Raw genomic sequence first — 20,055 nt, forward strand, 5'->3', positions numbered from 1 at the left:
CTGTATCGGGTCACCTCAAAGGTCGTCCTTCCTCCCGCCCACGCCGCTGTTCGAGGTGCCGGTAGGCCAGATCGATGCGGGCCTTGTGGCGGCCCGCGCCGCGGGCGGGCAGGCTCCACTGGCCGTCCACCTCCACCAGCCGCACCCCGGGGGACTCCAGCCAGCGCAGGATGCACTCGGTCTCCTCGGCGCTGGCGGCGTGGACGGGACCGGGGCCGGGGATGACGGCCTCGGCCGTGGCGGTCAGGGAGGCCACGAAGGGGGCAGGGTGGGTGCCCCGCCGCATGACCCCGGCTCCCGCGAGCCGCCCGTAGCGGACCACGTGGATGTCCCAGCCGCCGTCGAACGTCGGGCTGGCGGCCACGAGTTGCGGGATGCGCGTGATGGCGGTCAGCCGCTGCATGCGGGCCGCCGCCCGGACGAACGCGGCCAGCCGGTCGCGGTCGACGGAGGCCTCCTCGTAACGCTGCTCCACCGACAGGCGCTCCATGCGGGCCGACACGGCGCTGAAGACCATGGAGGCATCGAGCGTCATCGCGCGCCGGGCGCTCTCCACGTGGACCGCGTATTCCTCCTGGCTCTCCCCGCCCGCGCAGGGCGCCCCACAGCGGCCCATCTCGTGCAGCACGCAGGCCGCCCGCCGGGTGCGCAACGTGATCGGCTGGGTGCACTGGCGCAGCGGGACGGCCTCGTGCAGCGCGATGCGGGCCTCGTCGGCCAGCCGCGCGTTGCTGAACGGGCCGAGGTAGGTGGCGCCGTCGTCCTTGACCTCGCGGACGATCGACAGACGCGGGAACGGCTCGATGGTGAGCTTGAGCCAGACGACCTTCTCCGGGAAGCGGGAGCGGCGGTTGTAACGGGGCTTGGCCCCGCCGATCAGGCGCAGCTCCCTGATCTCCGCCTCCAGGGCGGTCGAGCAGACGATGTGGCGCACCCGCTCGGCGATGCCGATCATCTCGCGGATGCGGGGGCGGGTCTCGGCGGCGGTGAAGTAGGAGCGGACCCGGTTGCGCAGGTTGGTGCTCTTGCCGATGTAGAGCGCCTCGCCGCGCGAGTCCTCGAACAGGTAGACCCCCGGCGCGTGCGGGACGGCGTCGGCCAGGTGGCGCTTGCGCTGCTGCTCCGGCGTGGGCGCGCGGACGAACGACTTGAGCTCCTCCAGCGTGTGCACCTGGAACGAGCCGGCCCGCTCGATCAGCCCGTGCAGCACGTCCACGGTGGCCCTGGCGTCCTGCAGGGCGCGGTGGCACGGCTCGACGGGACTGCGGAAGAACCTGGCCAGCGTGCCGAGCTTGGCGTTGGGCGTCTCGTCGCGGGTCAGCACCCGGCGGGCCAGGTCGACGGTGTCGACGACCGGGTTGGCCGGCGGGGGATAGCCGTGGGCGGCGCAGGCGGCCTTGACGAAACGGGTGTCGAACCCGGCGTTGTGGGCCACCAGGGTCGCCCCGCGGATGAACTCCAGGAAGCTCGGCAGCACCGCCTCGATCCGCGGCGCGGCCACGACCATGGCGTCGGTGATGCCGGTCAGCACGGAGATGAACGGCGGTATCGGCCCCCCGGGGTCCACGAGCGTGGAGAACTCCCCGAGCACCTCGCCCGCGCGCACCTTGACCGCGCCGATCTCGGTGATCGCGTCGTCGGCGGGGGCGCCGCCGGTCGTCTCGAGGTCGAACACGACGAACGTGACTTCGCTCAGCGGGGTGCCGAGCTCGTCGAGAGTGCCTTGAACCGGGTCCACGAACCAAGACCATAGAGTCGGCGACCGACAGGAACGAATAACCATCCCTCTTGATCCTTAGTTACCCTTCCCTTTATGTCCGCGGGAAGACTTGCCGGCCGCTACTCCCTGCTCCGCCCCCTGGGCGCAGGCGGCATGGGAAAAGTGTGGCTGGCCAGGGATGAGATGCTCGTTCGCGAGGTCGCGGTCAAGGAGCTCACGCTTGCCGAGGGCATGTCCCCCAAGGAGCGGGCCGACTCGGTGACCAGGGCGGTGCGCGAGGCGCAGGCCACGGCGCGGCTGCGGCATCCCGGCATCGTGGCCCTGCACGACGTCCTGGTCGAGTACGACCGGCCGTGGCTGGTCATGGAGCTGCTGCGGGGCCGCACGCTGGCCGAGACGGTGGCCCAGTTCGGACCCATGCCGGCTGATTATGCCGCGCGGATCGGCGCCGACGTGCTGGAGGCGCTGATCGCCGCACACGCCCAGGGCATGCAGCACCGGGACGTCAAGCCGGGCAACGTGTTCCTGACCGACAGCGGCCGGGTCGTGCTCACCGACTTCGGCATCGCCAGGCAGGAGGGCCAGGCCACGCTCACCGAGCAGGGCCTGATGATCGGCTCGCCCGGGTTCATCGCGCCGGAGCGGCTGGAGGGCCAGCCCGGCGGCCCGGCCAGCGACCTGTGGTCGCTCGGCGCCACCCTCCACGTCGCGCTGACCGGCGTCCCCGCCTACGACGGGTCGGCGGCCCAGCGGGTGAGGGCCACGCTGACCCAGCCGGCCCCGGCCCTGCCGGGGCCGCTCGGGCCGGTCGTGTCGGCCATGATGGCGCAGCACCCCTCCGCCCGCCCCGACCCGCGCCTGGTCGTCGAGGCGCTCCGGCAGGTCGCCGCGGGTGGCCAGGCCCCGCGGTTGACGGTCAACCAGGACGCGACCGTACCCAGCAAGATCAGGCGGCCCGGCCGGCTCGCGCTCTGGATCGCCGCCGGGGCGGTGGCCGTCGTCGCGGCCGGCACCGGGGGCTACGTCGTTCTGAGCGAGCGGGCAAGCGGGACACCGGTGGCCTTCACCGCGCCCATGGACGTGTGCACGCTGATGCCCGCGCAGGACCTCGGCGGGCTGCTGCGCACCCAGAAGCCGCCCAAGGCACAGCCGAGCGCCGACGAGAAGGGCCCCACGTGCGGCTGGCCGATCTCCGAGACCGGCGTCGGCCTGCAGGTGCAGAAGGACTCCGACACCGTCGACCCGTGGTCGATGACCACGGCGTCGGCCCGCACGCTGTTCCAGAACCAGAAGCGCTTCTGGGAGAGGTACGACGAGCTCCAGTGGACCTGGCCCGAGATCGGCGTCAAGCAGGAGCTGAAGGTCGAGCGCACCCCACTGCGTCAGGTCAACGGTGTCGGGGAGGAGGCGTTCGCCTTCGAGCTCAAGGGCCCCACGGGCCGGATCGTCACCGCCTACGTCTACTACCGGCTGGCCAACCTGGTGGTGTCCGCCGAGTTCGCCACCATCGCCGACAGACCGACCGATGAGGACATCAAGCAGTCGGCGCTGAGAGTGGCACAGACGAGCGAACGGATGTTACGCGATGCCGGGTGACCTCTACCTGCTGGCGGGCCGTTACCGGTTGATCGAGCGCCTCGGGCAGGGCGGCGCGGGCACGGTGTGGCGGTCGATCGACGAACTGCTCGACCGGCAGGTGGCGGTCAAGCAGGTGCGCGTGCCGGAGGGGCTGAGCCCGCGTGAGCGGGCCGAATTCACCGACCGGGCCATCCACGAGGCCAGGTCCGCCGGCCGGCTGCGCGACCCGGCCATCGTGCTCGTGCACGACGTCGTCCTCGAGGGCGCCCAGCCGTGGATCATCATGGACCTGGTCACCGGCCGCTCGCTCGACAAGGTGATCAAGGAGCAGGGGCCGCTGCACCCGGCGTTCGTGGCCGCGGTCGGGCTGCGCGTGTTGTCGGCGCTGGAGGTCGCCCACGCGCACGGCATGCTGCACCAGGACGTCAAGCCGGCCAACATCCTGCTCGACCACGACGGCTCGGCCATGCTCACCGACTTCGGCATCGCGGTCTCCATGGGCGGGCACGGCGCCAGGTTCGGCGGCGGGGGCTCACTCGGCTACATGGCCCCCGAGCGGCTCAACGAGCAGCCCTCGGGACCGGAGTCCGACCTGTGGTCGCTGGGCGCCGGCCTCTACACCGCCGTGGAGGGCCGCGCGCCGTTCGAGCGTGACCTGCCCGCCGCGGTGGCGGCGGCGGTGCTGCTGCACGAGCCGCCGTTCCCGGCCAGGGCGGGCCGCGATCTCGGCGGCCTGCTGATGGCCATGCTCGCGAAGAACCCCGCGGCCCGCCCCACGGCGGCACAGGTCCGCCAGGCGCTGAGCGCCATGACCGGTCCGTCCACCGGCCCGGCCGGGCCGCCCCGCCCCCACCGTGGCGGCCGGGGCCGGCTGCTGGCCGCCGGGCTCGCCGCCGTCCTGGCGGTGGGAGCGGGCGGCTGGTACGCGGCCGCCGCGCTTACCGGTGACCCCTACCCCGGGAAGTTCGTCCAGGCGCCCGACCCGTGCAAGCTCCTCAGCGACGCCCAGGTCGCCGAGCTGATGAAGGGCACCCCGAGACGCAGCCTGACCAGGCCGGGCGAGTGCCAGTGGCTGATCGAGAGCTCGGACAACGGCCGCCGTATCATCGTCCGCACCTGGGCGGAGAAGCCCACCGGCGACCTCGACGGCCCCGAGGTGGCGCAGCGGCGCTTCGCCAGTGAGCGGAGCAGTCGCAGCGCGTCCAAGGGCGAGATCCTGCGCTCCGCCCACGGCCAGGTGAAGGACGTCACCGGAGTCGGCGAGACGGCGATCGTCCAGAACTCCTTTCGCTTCTACCTCAACAGCAGCGAAAGCGGCTCTTCAGACAGCACACTGCTTTTCCGGACGAGTAATCTGCTCAACGAAGTGATCTGGCATCGTGAGGACGTGCCGGCCGCCGCCCCGGCGGATCAGCAGACGGCCGTCGCCGCCGCCCGGCTGGTCTCCGCGGCGCTGTCGAAATGATCGTCGCGGGGTGCAAGCACCTTGCAAGAGATGCCACTAGCATCCCTTCCCCGCAAGTCAGGGCAACCCCAGGAGTCTCCGTGAATCCCGGTAGCGAGTACCAGCCGCCTCCCACCCCCGACCAGGTGCCGGGCGGGCGGTTCGAGCCACCGAACATGCCGCAGGGTGCGCCGCCGAACATGCCGCAGGGTGCGCCACGGAATGCCCCGCCGGGCGCACCGTGGAATGTGCCGCAGGGCGCGCCGCCGAACATGCCCCCGACGATGCCGCAGGGTGTGCCGCCCTGGCCGGCCCAGGCGCCCCGGCGCCCGGCCTGGCTGCTGCCCACGCTGGCCGCCGCGCTGGTCGTGCTGGTCGCGGCGGGCGGCGTCGGCGCCTTCCTCGTCTACGAGAAGGTGTCCCGCGACACGCCGTCCGGGCAACGGCCCGAATCCTCCCGGCCCGCGGCCACCGCGGCGAAGGCCCCCGACGTGTGCGCCATGCTGCCCAAGGACGAGGTCGACCGGCTGGTGCCCGAAGCCACCGTGGGCCGCTCCTCCCGGGACGACGGCGACTACACGATCTCCTTCACCTGCAACTGGCAGAACCAGCGCATCTCGTACGGCGAGTTCTGGCGCTCCAGGGAGATCGGCGTCAGGATCGACCAGTGGAAGGGCGAGGGGGTCAAGACCGGCCGGTCCATGGCCCAGAACTCGTACGAGGTGGACTACCGCGGCGGCAAGTACGGCGCCACCGCCACGCCGTCGATGGAACCCGACGAGAAGCGGTACGTCTCCCCGGTCAAGGACCTGCAGGGCGTGGGCGACAGCGCGTTCGCGCAATACACCTGGAGCCGCGACGGGAACCTGCTGTGGTATTCCTACGGCCAGGCGTTCGCCCGGGTGGGCGACATGACGATCGAGGTCAAATACCAGGCGAGCCAGCAGCGCAAGGACGCGGCGATCCTGTCCAACGACACCACGCAGTCCATCACGGAGGCGAACGCGATCCGCGAGGTCTCCACCCTGATCGGGTATTTCGCCAAGGGAGTGGCCGCCTGGCAGACCGCGAACCCCAACGTGCTGGCCAAGGCGGAGCAGTCGCGGCCCCCCTCCACGCCGACCGTCAAGGCGACGCCCTCGCCGACGGTCCTGGCCGCGTTCCCGGCGGAGTGCACGGCCATCGGAGAGACGGCCACCCGGCTCGTGCCCGAGGCGACCACCCGCGCGCGCGGCGTCGAGGACGGCGGCGACAAGCAGACCGAGTGCCGCTGGCTCAACCGGGAGCTGCCCGGCGGGCCGGGGAAGACGAAGATCCGCAGCGCGCTGATCACCGTGCACCGCTTCTCCAACCGGGCGGGGGAGCCTGACGCGCCCGCGGCCAAGGCGTACTACGTCAGCGGCAAGGGCAGCGCCAAGAACACCGAGAACTCCTCGATGGGCGGCATCACCTGGGGCAAGCTGATCGACGCCGACGGGCTGGGCGACGAGGCGTACCGGCAGTTCGTGCAGACCAGGAACGGCGAGGTGTCGGCCTCCAGCGCCACGGTGATCATATCCAAGGGGTCGCTGGTCATCAGGGTCGACTACTCGGGGCACCAGCGGCCCAAGGACGAGCCGACCAACTCGCCCAAGGTCGAGTTCATGACCGAGAAGGAAGCGGTGGCCGGTGTGCTCAACCTGGCCCGGGCGTACCTGGCGGAGCTGGACGCGCAGCCGGTGGGCAGCTAGTGCGGGATGCGGATCGCCGGCCCTGACAGGGGATTCGCATGCGGGGTTAAAGAGGCTGCAACCCGGCTGCAAGTGGGACAAATACGGTTATCTCAGCAAGCAGTTGAGCCGCGAGATCGTGTTTGTCCAGTACAGGGGCATGGGCAAGCAGCGGGGATCACGCGGCTCTTTGCTTTTGCCGCACCAGAAAGGGCTCCAGCAGGCCGGGTACGGCGTGCGCGGCCAGCTCCAGCCCGTCGCCGCGGCCCACGTCCACCACGTCGTAGCTGCCCTTGCCGGCGGCGGTGGTGGCCGAGACGGTCAGCAGGCCGGAACGCCGCTGGAAGAACGACTCTCTGATCGTCCAGCCGGAGATGCCCCCGCGGTCGAGCGCAACGGTGTGGCGTACGATCGCGCCGCTCCTGGAGATCAGGTGCCGGTCGCCGAGCGCGTGCCCGAGGCTCCCGGCGCTCGACACGGCGAGCCGGAGCCCGGCCGCCAGGGCCAGCGCGGGCACCAGCCACACCCAGGCCCGCCACGGTCCCGGCAGCAGCCAGGCGGCCGTCCCCGCTCCCGCGGCCAGCACCGCCGCCGTCACCACCGCCCGCACGACCCGCCTGCGCCGCGCTGCCACCGGGTGCTCGACCAGCTCGGACCCGACCAGCTCGGACCCGACCAGCTCGGACCCGACCAGCTCGGACCCGACCGGGACGGTGGCGCTCGTGGAGAGGCCGGGCCTGGTGGGGTGGTTCGGCGGCGGGGTGGGGCCAGGCCGGCCGGTCAGGGCCGGGGCGTTCGTGCCGGCGATGTCGGCGGCGAGGCGCCCGGCCAGGGCGCGCGGGCTGCTCGGGCGGCTCAGCGAGCGCGAGCGGGAGGTGGCGCTGGCCGTGGGGCGGGGCAGGTCGAACGCCGAGATCGGGCGGGAGCTCTACATGAGCGTGCCGACGGTCAAGGCGCACGTGTCGCGCATCCTGACCAAGCTGGACCTCAACAACCGGGTGCAGGTCGCGCTGCTGGTCTACGACGCCGGGGAGTGACGGTCAGCGGGCCGGCAGCTCCTCGATGGTGGCCCGGTGCAGCACCAGGCCGTCGGGGTCGGCGGGGCTGGGCTGCTCGCCGAAGTGGATCCTGCGCTGCCAGATCCTGGCCATGATGAGGCCGTGGCGGAGGCGCCACGCTCGCCTCCTGCAGCCTGCGCCGGTCCGCCGGGGCGGCGTCGTGCAGCCAGCCCCCGAACGTGTACGGCGGCACGTCACCGTCCGCGCGTTCCATGACGAAGAACGGCGTGCCGAGCGGTCCGGGTTCGGGCTCGAACCAGAGGGCCCGCGGCGCTGGGATCCCAGCTTTTTCCCTGGCCAGTAGCATGATCGCGAACTGGGCCCGCAGATCGTAGGCGGGAAAGACGGGAACGGCTTCTACCGCAGGTGCCAGCCTGGCTACGCAGCGCGTTGTGCCCTGACTCCAGGTGGCGGTGAAGAACAGGGTCTCGCTTGACATACCGTTTTCCGACGGTCTGGACACTTCGGACACCGTGGCGGTCTCCCCGAGCCGGTCGCCGAGCCAGCCGGCCAGTTGCCGGCGAAGTTTTTCCAGGTCGCGGGTGGAGGTACGCATCTGGTCGGTCACGGTCCGCCTCCAGGGTGAACACCTGTCCTGGGACAGTCGTACAACCCCCACCAAGCGCTTGTCCATATTCAGGTGGCCGTTACGGTCAGGTACGCGGCAGCCGTACCCTTGTCTGAAAGGGCATGTCACGAAGGGACAAGTGGGATGAGTTCAGCGGGTGAAGGCCTGTCTCGCCCGCTTCCCGAGCAGGTGCGGGTGAATGTCGTCGATCTGGCGGCCCAGGTTCTGGGGTCGGTGCCCGCTGCCTCCATCCCGCCGCCGCTGCGCGGGATCGCCAAGTTCGATCCGCGCAAGAGGGCCAAGCTGGGCAGCGCGCCCATAGCCGCGCAGCTCGAGAACGACAAGAAGTTCCGCGAGCTGGTCGCCGAGTCGGTGGCGGCCGGCTGGCCGGAGCTGGTCGTGGCGCTGGCCGACGGCAACGTCCCGCCCGCCGCCGATCCCGTGCTGGTGGCCGCGGCCGCCTATCTGACCCGGCCGCCGGGGTGGGCGGAGATGATCGAGTCCGCCCGTACGGACCTGGAGCAGCTGGCGGTGGCCGCCGAGGGGTCCGAGCGCGAGGAGGTGGTCGCCCGGCTGCGCGAGCAGCTCGCCACCCAGAAGAACACCGCCAAGGAGGACGCCGACCGGCTGCGCGAGCAGATCAAGGCGGCCCGCGCGGAAAACTCCGACTTGCGCCGCAAGCTCCACGACGCCCGCGAGCGGGCCAAGAGCGCGATGCGCCGGGCCGAGGAGATGGAGCGGACGGCGGAGGAGGCCAGGCTGGCCGCCTCGACCGCGGGCAGCGCGGGCGAGGCGGAGCTGCGGCGGCTGCGCGAGCGGCTGGCCGACGTGGAGAAGCAGCTTGAGGCCTCGCGGCGGGCCGCCCGCGAGGGCAGGAGCATCGAGGAGGCACGCCTCAGGGTGCTGCTCGACGCGCTGCAGGACGCCTCCGCCGGGCTGCGCAGGGAGCTCGCCCTGCCCAGCACGATCAGCCGGCCCGCCGACTCGGTCGCGGCGATCACGGGCGAGCGCCCGGGCGTGCGCGGCGTGCCCGCCCGTGCCCTGGCCGACGACGACCCGCAACTCCTCGACCAGCTCCTGGCGCTGCCGCAGGTGCACCTGATCATCGACGGCTACAACGTCACCAAGACCGGCTACGGCACGCTCACCCTCGCCGACCAGCGCAACCGGTTGATGGCCGGGCTCGGCGGGCTGGTGGCGCAGACCAGGATCGAGGTGACCGTGGTGTTCGACGGCGCGGAGCTCAACTCGCCGGTGCAGGTGGTGGCGCCGCGGGGGGTGCGGGTGCTGTTCAGCGCGCCGGGGGAGATCGCCGACGACCTGATCCGCCAGCTCGTACGCGCCGAGCCGCCCGGCCGGGCGATCGCCGTGGTCTCGTCCGACCGCGAGGTCGCCGAGTCCGTCAGGCGGATGGGCGCCAGACCCGTTACGTCTGGTTTGCTGCTGCGAAGACTGGGCCGCGGCTAAGTTACGAGTTGCTGAGTTTTCGCTGGATTTAGGGCAACCTCACCGGCCACTTCTGTACTATTTCGCCCCAGATATAATCCCTGGGAGGCGACGCTGTGAGTTTTGGCCGGGTGCCGGTAGCCGCTGGTCTCGCGATCGGCCTGGTGCTGTTGCCGACGGGCCCCGCGGGGGCCGACCCGAAGCCCACGATCGGGCAGGCGAAGGCCAAGCTCGACAAGCTCAACCATCAGGCTGACAAGGTCGTCGACCGGTTCAACACGGCCAATGAGCGCTACAAGAAGGCCAAGACCTCCTACACCGAGCTGAACGACAGCTACAAGCGCAAGCTGGCGACGGTCGCGGACCTGCGGGCTCAGGTGATCAACATGGCCGTCGAGACCTACACGATGGGCAACGACGTCACCTCCTGGCCGGGGCTGGTCGGCACGACCGACCCCCAGAACCGACTGGCGGGGCTGGCGCTGGCCGAGCAGTTGTCGCGGGAGCGGGCCCAGAAACTGGCGGCCTTCGACCGGGCCAACCGCGGGCTGAAGGCCGACCGGGACAAGGCTCAGAAAGCGCTGCAGTCGGCGGACAAGGAGCGCGACTCCGTCGAGAAGGAGCGCTCGGAGGTTCTCAAGCTGATCGTCCAGCAGAAGAAGCTGCTGAAGAAGCTGGGCGCCTACAACCAGGGCAACCCGAACAGCACCGGCATCCAGTACACCGGGCCGGCCTCGGGTAACGCCGCAGCGGTGCTGCGGTTCGCGTTCGCGCAGGTGGGCAAGCCGTACGTGTTCGGCGGGACGGGGCCGGGGGGTTACGACTGCTCGGGGCTCACCCAGGCGGCCTGGCGGGCGGCCGGGGTGTCGCTGCCCCGTACGACGTGGCAGCAGTGGGCGTGGGGGGCCAGCCGCAAGGTTTCCCTCAGCTCTCTCCGGCCCGGTGACCTGATCTTCAGCGAAGGGCTGGGGCACGTCAGCATCTACGCCGGGAACGGGAAGATCGTCCACGCTCCGCAGACCGGGGACGTGGTCAAGGTCGTCCCGCTCTCCGGCAACGCTCGCTCCATCGTCGGCGCCGTCCGCCCGTAACGTCCGCCTTGGTGCGGGTTTCCGGCTGAGGAGCCTGTCGGCAGGTCGTTTCGGTCGGCGGTGGGGCGCTTTTCGGGCTACTCCAGGTCCTCTTGTCGTGTCGCGTTGTGTCGCAGGCATGCCCTCTTCAACTATGTCGGATAGTAGGTCTCCGGTCTCCATTCCGAATCCGGCCGCGCCGATGGGCGTACGGCTGCGCGCGGGAGCGTTCCCACGAGTGGGGCTCGCGATAGAAGCGTGAAAGCTGTGACAAAAGCGACAATCGGCACCTGACAGGGCGCTGTGTTCAGAAGTGTGAGCAGGGTCACTTTTTGATAACGGCGCTTGGGGCTCCAGCAGGGACTTCTGCCTTTACTGGCCCCTTTATTTGATCTTTACAGCATGACTGTCGCTTTGCTGATCCTTGACCTTTCGGCGTAGCTTCTGGCGTCGTCGCGGTGCACAAGCCATGTCGCCGCGAACCGGCATCGGTCCCCTCCGATGTGAGACAGATAAAGATCCGCTGGTCGCCGTCGATATCACCATTCAGACACATAAGTCGGGCGGCGACCCGCCGAATCCGTGCAGCCAGGAGGCACGGAGCCGGGGACCCAGCGATCCCACATTCCCCAAGGGATCAGGGGTGAATCGGCGCGCATATCGCGCCGTAGGGCTACTTCCAGGCCCGAATCCGTCAGCTAACCCGGTAGGCATTCGTGGAAGACACAAGGAGAAATCCTGTCTGATTCCCTGCAAAACCCCCGTCTGTCCCGCCTTGCCCTGAGTGGTGTAGCGCTGACGATGACCGTGACGGCCGGAGGTTTGGTCCTCCATGCCCCGACGGCTCAGGCGGAGACGACAAGCGATTCGGCCCGGACCTCCACGGCCGCGGTGGCCTCAACCGCCGCGACCTCGAGCACGGCCAGGGTCGCCCGTCAGAAAGCGAAGGCCCGCAAGGCCGTCGCCGTGGCCAAAAACCAGATCGGTGACCCGTACCGTTATGGAGGCACAGGCCCTGGTTCGTTTGACTGCTCCGGTCTTGTCCAGTTCGCCTGGCGCAAGGCCGGAGTGAAACTCCCGCGCGTGGCGAGCAGCCAGTTCGTCCGCACCAGGACCAAGATCTCTTGGCGGAATCTCCAGCCGGGTGATCTGCTGTTCTTCAGCGGGCTCGGCCACGTGGGCATGTACGTCGGCAAGGGCAGAATGATCCATTCGCCGCGGACGGGCGAACGGGTGCGCATCGAAAAACTGGACGGATGGCGTAGGTCGTCGTTCGTCGGCGCGGTCCGCCCCGGCATGTAGTGCAGGCCCCCGCCCGTCGCTTGGGCGGGGGCCGCTGTTTTTCATAAACGCGATCTTGTACGGCACGTTCATAAACACGATCTTGTACGGCAAGCCGACGTCACGCCACCCGCCGTACGTGGCCGGCCATGTCCAGGGAGACGCCCGCTGACCGCCACCCATGGCCCGCCGTAACGGCGCACGGAAATACCGGGCGAGCAGTGGGCCGCCCGAGCTCCCACGTGTGGGCCCCCTCAAGCTTCCACATGTGGGCCGCCTACGGCCTTCTCGGGTACCTATCCCACGACAGCCACACAGGGAGCCACGCACCAACGCGCAGTGGACCGACCGGGAGAGGGCGCAGGCGATGGTCCGGGCCGACTACGATCGGGCAGCGTGTCCGTGCAGGTGAGGCGACCAGGCGTGGCGACCGGGCTACTGCTCCTCGCCTTCATCACCACCGCCAGCGTCCCCACCGACACCTTGACCTCCACCGGTAGCGGGACGGCGGCCACAAGTCCCGCCGGCACTTCCAGCCCCGCCCGTAGCCCGGTCCCCGGCGGGGTTTCGGTCCCCGTCGTTCCGTCCGGGTTGCGTGCCCGCTGGTCCGACGGCATGACCGTGTCCCGGGGGAAGCACTCGCTGGTCGTCGGCCACCGCGCCGCGCCCGGTTCGCTCGACGAGTTGGCGCGCAGGGCCGACGCGGCCGGGCGGCGGGTGGCGAGTGTGCTCGGCGGGCCGGTGCTTCCCCTGGTGGTCGTTCCGCGGACCGCACGTGAGGCCGCAGAGCTGGCCGGGGTGGAGCACGTCGATGGGCTGGCCGCGGTGGCGGACGGCGGCCGGGTGATCATCGTGCCCGAGTTCTTCGCCATGCTCAATTCCACGGGCAAGGATGTGGTCCTCACCCATGAGCTCACGCACGTCGTGGCGGGCACCGACGGTCTGCCCACCTGGCTCTACGAGGGGTTGGCCGACTACGTGGGCTACCGTGACGCCGGGCTTCCCGTGAAGACGGCGGCCGCCGAGCTCGCCGCCGAGGTGCGGGCCGGGCGCCTGCCTAGTGCCTTGCCCGGACCCGCGGCTTTTGCGGTGGACGGGCGGGACCCCGCACGGCTTGCGCGGGCGTACCAAGAGGCTTGGTTGGCGTGTCGGTTCCTGGCTGACCGGTTCGGTGAGGAGACTCTGGTGAGGCTCTACCGCGCGGCCCGGGCGACCGGCGTCGAGGAGGCACTCGCCTCGCTGGGGCTCTCCACGGCCACGCTGACGGCACGGTGGCGCGACTACGTGCGGGACCGGCTCGCGTGAAGAGCTCACGTTAGGGGGAGGCAGATGAGCGAACGGCGAGAAACGGACGACCCATCGCAGGAGGGCGCCCATCCCGGCGCTCCATCCCCCGCCGCCACCGACACCCCGAACACCGCCCGGCCGAGCACCGAACGGCCCGGCGACGGCGCGAGCCCCGCGGGGGTGGAGCGGCCCGGGGGCGGGGCGCGCCCGGCAGGGGTGGACCGGTTGGACGACGGGCGGGCCGCTCCAGGGGCGGAGTGGCAGGACGCCGGGGAGACACAGGGGCTTGGACGGGGTGTGGCGGAGACGGAGGGGGTTGGGCGGGGGCATCCTGAAGGCGTGTCCGTGAAGAGCGGTGAAGGGCTGAGGTACGAGGGGGCCGACGGCCCGCGGCTGAGGCGGCAGGCCGGGGTGGCGCTGGCGCTGCTGGCCGCCGGGGCCGTGGCCGTGGCCGGGTTCGGCACCCCGTGGAACGTGCTGGCCGCGGGGCCCCCCGACCCCGCCAGGGACTTCACCGCCGCGCAGATCGCCCGGGCGCAGGCGTTCGACGCGGCCACGAGCCTGCCCGGCCACCTCTCGCTGATCATCACCATCGCGTTCGCGGCGGTGCTGGTCGCCACCCCGTTCGGAGCGAAGGTCCTGGGCCGGTTGAGAGGCCCGCGGTGGCTGCGGGTGATCCTGGGCGTCGTGATGATCGGCCTGATCGCCGAGGTGATCAAGTGGCCGCTCGGCATGTGGTCGGAGACGCTTCTGCGCGACTACGGCCTGTCCACCCAGGACTGGGCGGGCTGGTCCGCCGACCGGCTCAAGAACTTCGGCATCGAGACGTTCCTGCTCGCCCTGACCCTGCTGGTCCTGGTGGCACTGGCGCGCAAGGTCCGGCGCTGGTGGATCCCGGCCGCCACGGGGGTGTTCGGGCTGGTGGTGGTGGCGTCGTTCGTGTATCCGGTGGTCATCGAGCCGGTGTTCAACGACTTCACGTCCATGCCCCAGGGCTCGCTGCGGACGAACCTGCTGGCCATGGCCGCGCGTGACGGCGTACCGGTCGAGGACGTGCTGGTCGCCGACGCCTCGCGCCGGACGACCGCGCTCAACGCGTACGTGTCCGGCTTCGGCGCCACACGCCGGATCGTCGTCTACGACACGCTGCTCAAGGCCCCGGAGCCCGAGGTGGAGCTGGTCGTGGCGCACGAGCTGGGCCACGCCGAGCACAACGACGTGCTCTACGGCACGTTCGTCGGCGGCCTCGGCGCGGCGCTGGGCGCGATCCTGCTGTTCCTGGTCTTCGGCCCGGTACGGCGGAGCGCCGGCGTCACCTCGATCATCGATCCGCGCGCGGTCGGCGCGCTCATGGGCCTGATGACCCTGGGCTCGCTGCTCATGGGCCCTGCCCAGAACCTGATCAGCCGGCACATCGAGGCCCGGGCCGACGCCCACGCGCTGGACATCACGAGGGATCCGGCCACGTTCATCGCCATGCAGAAGCGCCTGGCGATCACTAATATTTCCGACTTGTCGCCGGACGGGGTGGAATATGTCCTGTATGCCTCCCATCCCTCCAGCCCCGAGCGCATCGCCATGGCTCGCGCATGGGCCAAGCTGAACGGCGTCCCAGTGCCGTGACAGGCGCCGCGACCAGTGTGGTCATCGTCACCAACGACTTCCCGCCGCGCCCGGGCGGCATCCAGTCGTTCGTGCACGGGCTGGCGTTGCGCACGCCGGGCTTGGTCGTCTACGCTCCCGCCTGGCCGGGCTGCGCGGAGTTCGACCGGCGCCAGCCGTTCTCCGTCGTCCGGCACCCGACGCGGCTCATGCTGCCCACCCCGGACGTCGCGCGCCGGGCGGCCGGGCTGGTGGCCGAGCACGGCGCGCAAACCGTCGTGTTCGGCGCGGCGGCGCCGCTCGGCCTGCTCGCCCCGCGCCTGCGCAGGGCGGGCGCGCGGCGCGTGGTGATGCTCACCCACGGGCACGAGGCGTCGTGGGCGAGCGCGCCGGGGTTCCGCGCCACGCTGCGCAGGATCGGGGAGCACGCCGACGTGGTCACCTACCTCGGCGAGTACACGCGCGAGCGGCTGGCCGCCGTCATCCCGCCGGCCAAGCTCGTACGGCTCGCGCCGGGCGTGGACGTCACCCAGTTCCACCCCGGAGCACCCAAGGCCGAGCTGGGCCTGGCAGGCCGCCCGGTCGTGGCCTGCGTGTCCCGGCTGGTGCCGCGCAAGGGCCAGGACCAGCTCATCCGGGCCTGGCCGCTGGTGCTGCGGTCGGTGCCGGAGGCGGTGCTGCTGCTGGTGGGCGGCGGCCCCTACCGGGGCACCCTGGAGCGGCTGGCGGCGGGGCGGGAGTCGATCAGGTTCGCCGGCACGGTGCCGGCCGCGAGCCTGCCCGGCTACTACGCGGCCGCCGACGTGTTCGCGATGCCGTGCCGTACCCGGTGGAACGGGGTGGACGTGGAGGGGCTCGGGATCGTGTTCCTGGAGGCGTCCGCGACCGGGCTGCCGGTGGTGGCGGGAGCGTCCGGCGGCGCGCCCGACGCCGTCAGGCCCGGCGAGACCGGGCTGGTCGTGGACGGCACGGACGTGGCGGAGATCGCGCAGGCCGTGGTCGAGCTGCTGGGCGACCCGGAGAAGGCGCGCAAGATGGGCGCGCGCGGCCGCGACTGGATCGCCCGCGAATGGGCCTGGGACCAGGTCGCGGCCCGCTTCCACACCCTCCTCTGAATCGGGGATCCTCAGCCCTTCGTCGACCCCAGCGTCAGGCCGGCGACGAACTGCTTGTGCAGGAGCTGGAAGACGATCAGCGTCGGCAGCGCCACCAGCACCGACCCGGCTGCCAGCAGGTTGTAGTCGGTGAAGAACTGGCCGCGCAGGTTGTTCAGCGCCGAGGTGACGGGCAGCTTGTCGCCCGAGGACATCAGTACGAGCGCCCACAGGAAGTCGTTGTACATCCAGGTGAACTGGAGGGTGGACAGCGCCGCCAGCACCGGCCGGCACAGCGGCAGCGTCAGCCGCCAATACCGCTTCCACACCCCCGCCCCGTCCACCAGCGCGGCCTCGCTGATCTCCTCGGGGATCGTGCGCATGAAGTTCGCCATCACGAAGACGCAGAAACCGAACTGGAACGCCACGTGGACGAGGATCAACCCCAGGTAGGAGTCGTAGAGCGACTGGGAGTCCGACAGCCACCCGGGCAGCGGGATCAGGGTGTAGACGGTGTAGAGCGGCGTGATGAGCACCTGGGGCGGCAGCAGGTTCCCGGCGGTGAACACGATCAGCAGCATCTTGCGCCCCGGGACGCGCAGCCGGGCTATCGCGAACGCCGTGAACGACGCCAGGAACAACGTGATCACCACGCCGGGCACGACGATGATCAACGTGTTCAGATAGTAGTGCGGCAGCTCGGCCTGGCTCCACGCCTGTCCGTAGTAGTCGAGTGTGAGGTGCTCGGGCAGCGAGAGGTAGCCCAGACGGGCGGTCTCCTCGTAGGGGCGCAGCGACGCGTACACGGCGAGGGCGAGCGGCAGCAGCCACCCCAGCGCCACCAGCACCAGGAAGACGTGCAGCAGCACCCGCAGCGGCCGCACGGGACGCCGCGCCGGGGGAGGCTGGGCCTGGGAGGGAGGGGCGGCGGCGGGCGCGGTGGGCGTCATCGCTCCTCCTTGAACAGTTGCGACAGGTAGGTCACGATGAACCCCAGCGAGATCGCCAGCAGGATCACCGCGATCGCCGAGCCGAAGCCGATCCTGCTCGCCTCGCCCACGATGTTCTCGGTGACCAGCACGGACAGCAGCTCCAGCCCGTTCCTGCCCTTGTTGATGGCATAGACGATGTCGAACGCGCGCAGCGCCTCGATCACCGTGATGACCAGCACGATCACGTTGACGGGCCGCAGGGTGGGGAAGACCACCCGGAAGAACGACTGCCGCTCGTTGGCCCCGTCGATCGCGGCCGCCTCCTTCAGCGCCGGATCGACCGCCTTCAGCCCGGCGAGATAGATGATCATGACATAGCCGACGTGCCGCCAGGCGGCCGCGACCATGACCACCCAGATGTTGATGGAGCTGTCGCCGAGCCAGTCCACGCTCAGCCCGGTCACCGCGTTCAGCACGCCGTAGTCGGAGGAGTAGACGAGCTGGGCGATGAAGCCGACTACGGCGAGCGATAGTACGACGGGCATGTAGAGCGCGCTCTGGTAGACCCGCGACAACCGCAGCCGCCGGTCCAGCAGCACCGCGCAGAACAGCCCGAACGGGGTCGCGATCAGGCCCAGGAAGCCCAGCCACAGCAGATTGTTGCGGACGGCCGACCAGAACGGCGGATATTCGGCGGACAGATCGTGGTAGTTCTGCCCGCCCACCCACTCGATGGGCCCGATGCCGCTCCAGTCGGTGCCGGACAGCCCGATGGAGGCCAGCGTGGGCCCCCAGATGAGGCCAACGTTGACGACGACGGCCACCCCCAGCCCGATGACCAGGATGGTCACGTCGCGGGCGGAGTAGCGACGGGTTTTGGCGGCCATCAGCGGAAGATGTTGGCCTTCTGCTTCTCGATGTTCACCAGCAAGGGGTCGATCTCGTCCGGCTTGCCGACGAACGTCTGCAGCGACGGGATCATCACGGTGGAGGCGAAGTCGGGCCGCGTGTCGCGGTCGAGGAACTGCGCGATGTGCGTGGCCCGCGACACCAGCTCCGCGCCGCGCTTCTGCAGGGCGCTGTAGCCGGAGGTGTCGGCCTTGGAACTGGCCGCCAGCGTACCGGGGTCCAGCTTGGTGGCGATGTTCTGCGAGGAGGCCTGGGCCAGGTGCTTGAGCAGGGCCTTGGCGCCGTCCACGTTCTTGGCCTTGGCGGAGATCATGTAGCCGTCGATGGGGGCGTCGATCGAGTCGGTGCCGTACGTCGGGTTGATCTCGGGGAAGGTGAAGAAGTCGAGGTCGTCGCGGTCGGCCTCGGGGAACTGCTGGGCCACGAACATGCCGAGCAGGTACATCCCGGTCTTCTTCTGCGCCAGCGACTGCCCGGCCTCCTGCCACGTACGGCCGAGCGCGGCGGGCTGGTGGAACTCCATCAGCCCGCGCCAGGTGTCGAAGACCTGCCGGACCCTCGGGTCGGTCCAGGACTCCTTGCCGCCCATGAGCGAGATGTGGAAGTCGTAGCCGTTCGTGCGCATGTTGAGGATGTCGAACGTGCCCATGGCCGGCCAGCCGTCCTTGTCGGCGAAGGCGATCGGGATGATCCCGTCGGCCTTCATCTTCCCGGCCAGCGCGGTGAACTCGTCCAGGGTGGCCGGGGGCTTGTACCCCTTCTCCTGCCAGAGGCTCTTGCGGTAGAAGACCGCCCACGGATAGTAGGTGGACGGCACGAAATACTGCTTGCCGTCGGTGCCGGTCGACTGGTCCTTGAACGCCTGCGTGTAGTCCGCGCCGATCTCCCGCCACACGTCCGAGATGTCGATCGCCAGCCCCTGCTCGGCGAAGAACTGCATGCGGTATCCGGCGAACCAGGTGAACACGTCCTCGGGCGTGCCCCGCAGGTAGCGGTTGATGTTCTCCTGGAAGGTGTTGTGGTCCACAGTGTTGATCTTCGTCGCGGCCTGGGTGAAGGCCTTGACCTGGGTTCCGAGGGATTTCTTCGGGATCTCGTCGGAGGCGTTCGAGCCGATCGTGACCGTGCTGAGGTTGCCCGAGGCCGGGCCGCCCGGGGCGGGGGCGGGTGTGTCGGAGCCGCATCCCACGAGGGCGGCGGGGACGCCGAACGCGGCCGCGCCAAGCAGGAGATGGCGGCGGGAGATCGGCAGACGTTGGTCCATGGTGGGTTCCTCCCTTGCCGGACCCTTCAAATTCCCCCGAGTTCGCTCACCTTCATTCATCGAAAAGCGAACATTTCCGACTGTCAACGCACCGCCTCGTCGTTCCCGCCGACCACACCAAGTGGGGCACGGTGGGCATCAGCACCATCGCCGAGCTGGGGGAGGCCGACGTGCTCATCACGGACGCCGAGCCCCATCGGGTGCGGGCACCCGGTACGGCGCTGCTCGTGCAACTCGCCACCATCGAACCCGGCTGAGCCACCGGCAGCGACGCCCCGGCGGACACGAGAAAGGCGGGCCTGTGAAAACCAGGCCCGCCTTTCAGCGCAAGATCAGTTGACGTCCAGCTTGCGCTGCATGGCGACGAGAATCTGCATCATCTCAGTCTGAGTCACCTGCAACGCCTTCTGACCTTCCTGCAGGCTCTTCTGGCCTTCCTGCAGGGTCTTGAGGCTTGCGGAGGTGACCTTCTGGCCTTCCTGCAACTCCTTCTGGCCTTCCTGCAGGGTCTTCTGGCCTTCCTGGAGGGTCTTCTGGCCTTCCTGGAGGGCCTGCACCTGCTCCTGTAGGTCGACGATCTTGAGATCGATCATCGAGAATCTGGCTTCGCACTTGGCGTCGAGCTCTTTGACGCGATTGTCGACGCCGTTGATGCGGTGCGTGAGATCCTCCCCGAGCAGTTGCAGGTCGGTCCGGATCTGGATCAGTTCATTCTCGATCTTCGTGCCGAATTCGAGGCCGGCTTCCTTGATGCTCATGTTGATCTCCCCTATCTTGTGGGTAAGGGACCGGGGATGTTAGCGATCTCCGGTCCCGCTTCTTTGCCAAGAGGATACCCCTCGGATCATCGCTCAAAGGCCAGAGTCGAAAGAAGATTCCCCTGGTCAGGAGGCATGTTGGGGGTCTGCGCCTGAAATCATCCCCAAATGTCATGACGTCAATTTTCAGATGGCCATAGCGCTATTTATGGGGTTATTCTGTAAAAAATCCGGCAAACTGAAGTCGGCGGCCTCGTGTGCGCGAAGGGCGACGTCGGAGAGCGGCAGCCAGCAGTGGTGGAGGACCTGGCGTGGGTCAGGCCCCGCACCCTGGC

The 20,055-nt window shown here is 69.9% G+C and carries 15 protein-coding genes, 2 pseudogenes and 1 riboswitch; of the genes and pseudogenes, 11 read left to right on the forward strand and 6 right to left on the reverse strand.

Going from position 1 to position 20,055, the window contains the following annotated elements; translation table 11 throughout:
• Nucleotides 1-10 precede the first annotated feature (10 nt).
• Complete coding sequence (locus ABGB18_RS21840; RefSeq protein WP_347697401.1) at nucleotides 11-1,738, reverse strand: DEDD exonuclease domain-containing protein; 1,728 nt, start codon at nucleotides 1,736-1,738, stop codon at nucleotides 11-13.
• Between the two features lie 75 nt (nucleotides 1,739-1,813).
• Here ABGB18_RS21840 and ABGB18_RS21845 point away from each other — a divergent pair, with 75 nt between their 5' ends.
• The 3 genes from ABGB18_RS21845 (at nucleotide 1,814) to ABGB18_RS21855 (ending at nucleotide 6,472) form a co-directional block, all read left to right on the forward strand.
• Nucleotides 1,814-3,316: a serine/threonine-protein kinase gene (locus ABGB18_RS21845; RefSeq protein ID WP_347697402.1), complete on the forward strand. Its 1,503-nt coding sequence runs from the start codon at nucleotides 1,814-1,816 to the stop codon at nucleotides 3,314-3,316.
• Nucleotides 3,306-4,763: a serine/threonine-protein kinase gene (locus ABGB18_RS21850; RefSeq protein WP_347697403.1), complete on the forward strand. Its 1,458-nt coding sequence runs from the start codon at nucleotides 3,306-3,308 to the stop codon at nucleotides 4,761-4,763. The genes ABGB18_RS21845 and ABGB18_RS21850 overlap by 11 nt, the downstream gene beginning before the upstream one ends.
• A gap of 80 nt (nucleotides 4,764-4,843) precedes the next feature.
• Nucleotides 4,844-6,472 carry a hypothetical protein gene (locus ABGB18_RS21855; protein WP_347697404.1) on the forward strand — a complete coding sequence of 543 codons (1,629 nt, stop codon included), beginning with the start codon at nucleotides 4,844-4,846 and terminating at the stop codon, nucleotides 6,470-6,472.
• Between the two features lie 157 nt (nucleotides 6,473-6,629).
• Here the strand turns inward: ABGB18_RS21855 and ABGB18_RS21860 are convergent, their stop codons facing one another.
• The gene (locus ABGB18_RS21860) at nucleotides 6,630-7,085 is read right to left on the reverse strand and encodes a PH domain-containing protein (protein ID WP_347697405.1); all 456 of its coding nucleotides are present in this window, start codon (nucleotides 7,083-7,085) and stop codon (nucleotides 6,630-6,632) included.
• A gap of 196 nt (nucleotides 7,086-7,281) precedes the next feature.
• On the opposite strand from ABGB18_RS21860, the pseudogene ABGB18_RS21865 reads away from it, so the two are divergent.
• The 7 genes and pseudogenes from ABGB18_RS21865 to ABGB18_RS21895 form a co-directional block, all read left to right on the forward strand.
• A pseudogene (locus ABGB18_RS21865) lies at nucleotides 7,282-7,488 on the forward strand (LuxR C-terminal-related transcriptional regulator); the annotation flags it as partial.
• A gap of 784 nt (nucleotides 7,489-8,272) precedes the next feature.
• The gene (locus tag ABGB18_RS21870) at nucleotides 8,273-9,544 is read left to right on the forward strand and encodes an NYN domain-containing protein (protein ID WP_347697406.1); all 1,272 of its coding nucleotides are present in this window, start codon (nucleotides 8,273-8,275) and stop codon (nucleotides 9,542-9,544) included.
• A gap of 95 nt (nucleotides 9,545-9,639) precedes the next feature.
• Nucleotides 9,640-10,614 carry a C40 family peptidase gene (locus ABGB18_RS21875; protein WP_347697407.1) on the forward strand — a complete coding sequence of 325 codons (975 nt, stop codon included), beginning with the start codon at nucleotides 9,640-9,642 and terminating at the stop codon, nucleotides 10,612-10,614.
• 541 nt (nucleotides 10,615-11,155) lie between these two features.
• Nucleotides 11,156-11,321: riboswitch (cyclic di-AMP (ydaO/yuaA leader) on the forward strand.
• 73 nt (nucleotides 11,322-11,394) lie between these two features.
• The gene (locus ABGB18_RS21880) at nucleotides 11,395-11,895 is read left to right on the forward strand and encodes a C40 family peptidase (protein ID WP_347697408.1); all 501 of its coding nucleotides are present in this window, start codon (nucleotides 11,395-11,397) and stop codon (nucleotides 11,893-11,895) included.
• A gap of 375 nt (nucleotides 11,896-12,270) precedes the next feature.
• The gene (locus ABGB18_RS21885) at nucleotides 12,271-13,179 is read left to right on the forward strand and encodes a hypothetical protein (protein WP_347697409.1); all 909 of its coding nucleotides are present in this window, start codon (nucleotides 12,271-12,273) and stop codon (nucleotides 13,177-13,179) included.
• 24 nt (nucleotides 13,180-13,203) lie between these two features.
• On the forward strand, nucleotides 13,204-14,784 hold the full coding sequence (locus ABGB18_RS21890; RefSeq protein ID WP_347697410.1) for a M48 family metalloprotease: 1,581 nt from the start codon (nucleotides 13,204-13,206) through the stop codon (nucleotides 14,782-14,784).
• Nucleotides 14,781-15,878: a glycosyltransferase family 4 protein gene (locus tag ABGB18_RS21895; protein WP_347697411.1), complete on the forward strand. Its 1,098-nt coding sequence runs from the start codon at nucleotides 14,781-14,783 to the stop codon at nucleotides 15,876-15,878. The genes ABGB18_RS21890 and ABGB18_RS21895 overlap by 4 nt, the downstream gene beginning before the upstream one ends.
• A gap of 11 nt (nucleotides 15,879-15,889) precedes the next feature.
• Here the strand turns inward: ABGB18_RS21895 and ABGB18_RS21900 are convergent, their stop codons facing one another.
• The 3 genes from ABGB18_RS21900 to ABGB18_RS21910 are packed head-to-tail and all read right to left on the reverse strand — an operon-like array spanning nucleotide 15,890 to nucleotide 18,962.
• A complete protein-coding gene (locus ABGB18_RS21900) occupies nucleotides 15,890-16,807 on the reverse strand; it encodes a carbohydrate ABC transporter permease (RefSeq protein WP_347697412.1) in 918 nt (305 codons plus the stop codon).
• The gene (locus ABGB18_RS21905) at nucleotides 16,804-17,676 is read right to left on the reverse strand and encodes a sugar ABC transporter permease (protein ID WP_347697413.1); all 873 of its coding nucleotides are present in this window, start codon (nucleotides 17,674-17,676) and stop codon (nucleotides 16,804-16,806) included. The genes ABGB18_RS21900 and ABGB18_RS21905 overlap by 4 nt, the downstream gene beginning before the upstream one ends.
• Nucleotides 17,676-18,962: an ABC transporter substrate-binding protein gene (locus ABGB18_RS21910; RefSeq protein ID WP_347697414.1), complete on the reverse strand. Its 1,287-nt coding sequence runs from the start codon at nucleotides 18,960-18,962 to the stop codon at nucleotides 17,676-17,678. Before ABGB18_RS21910 ends, ABGB18_RS21905 begins: the two co-directional genes overlap by 1 nt.
• A gap of 92 nt (nucleotides 18,963-19,054) precedes the next feature.
• Here ABGB18_RS21910 and ABGB18_RS21915 point away from each other — a divergent pair.
• Nucleotides 19,055-19,219 (forward strand): annotated as a pseudogene (locus ABGB18_RS21915) (DeoR family transcriptional regulator); the annotation flags it as partial.
• Between the two features lie 75 nt (nucleotides 19,220-19,294).
• Here ABGB18_RS21915 and ABGB18_RS21920 read toward each other — a convergent pair.
• Nucleotides 19,295-19,720 carry a hypothetical protein gene (locus ABGB18_RS21920; protein ID WP_347697415.1) on the reverse strand — a complete coding sequence of 142 codons (426 nt, stop codon included), beginning with the start codon at nucleotides 19,718-19,720 and terminating at the stop codon, nucleotides 19,295-19,297.
• Between the last annotated feature and the right edge of the window lie 335 nt (nucleotides 19,721-20,055).

Source organism: Nonomuraea sp. B12E4 (genome assembly GCF_039871825.1).
Lineage (GTDB): Bacteria > Actinomycetota > Actinomycetes > Streptosporangiales > Streptosporangiaceae > Nonomuraea.

Coding starts and splice junctions, on each gene's coding strand:
- ABGB18_RS21845 (WP_347697402.1), top strand. CDS start 1,814: ATGTCCGCGGGAAGACTTGCCGGCCGCTACTCCCTGCTCCGCCCCCTG.
- ABGB18_RS21850 (WP_347697403.1), top strand. CDS start 3,306: ATGCCGGGTGACCTCTACCTGCTGGCGGGCCGTTACCGGTTGATCGAG.
- ABGB18_RS21880 (WP_347697408.1), top strand. CDS start 11,395: ATGACCGTGACGGCCGGAGGTTTGGTCCTCCATGCCCCGACGGCTCAG.
- ABGB18_RS21890 (WP_347697410.1), top strand. CDS start 13,204: ATGAGCGAACGGCGAGAAACGGACGACCCATCGCAGGAGGGCGCCCAT.
- ABGB18_RS21900 (WP_347697412.1), bottom strand. CDS start 16,807: ATGACGCCCACCGCGCCCGCCGCCGCCCCTCCCTCCCAGGCCCAGCCT.
- ABGB18_RS21905 (WP_347697413.1), bottom strand. CDS start 17,676: ATGGCCGCCAAAACCCGTCGCTACTCCGCCCGCGACGTGACCATCCTG.
- ABGB18_RS21910 (WP_347697414.1), bottom strand. CDS start 18,962: ATGGACCAACGTCTGCCGATCTCCCGCCGCCATCTCCTGCTTGGCGCG.
- ABGB18_RS21920 (WP_347697415.1), bottom strand. CDS start 19,720: ATGAGCATCAAGGAAGCCGGCCTCGAATTCGGCACGAAGATCGAGAAT.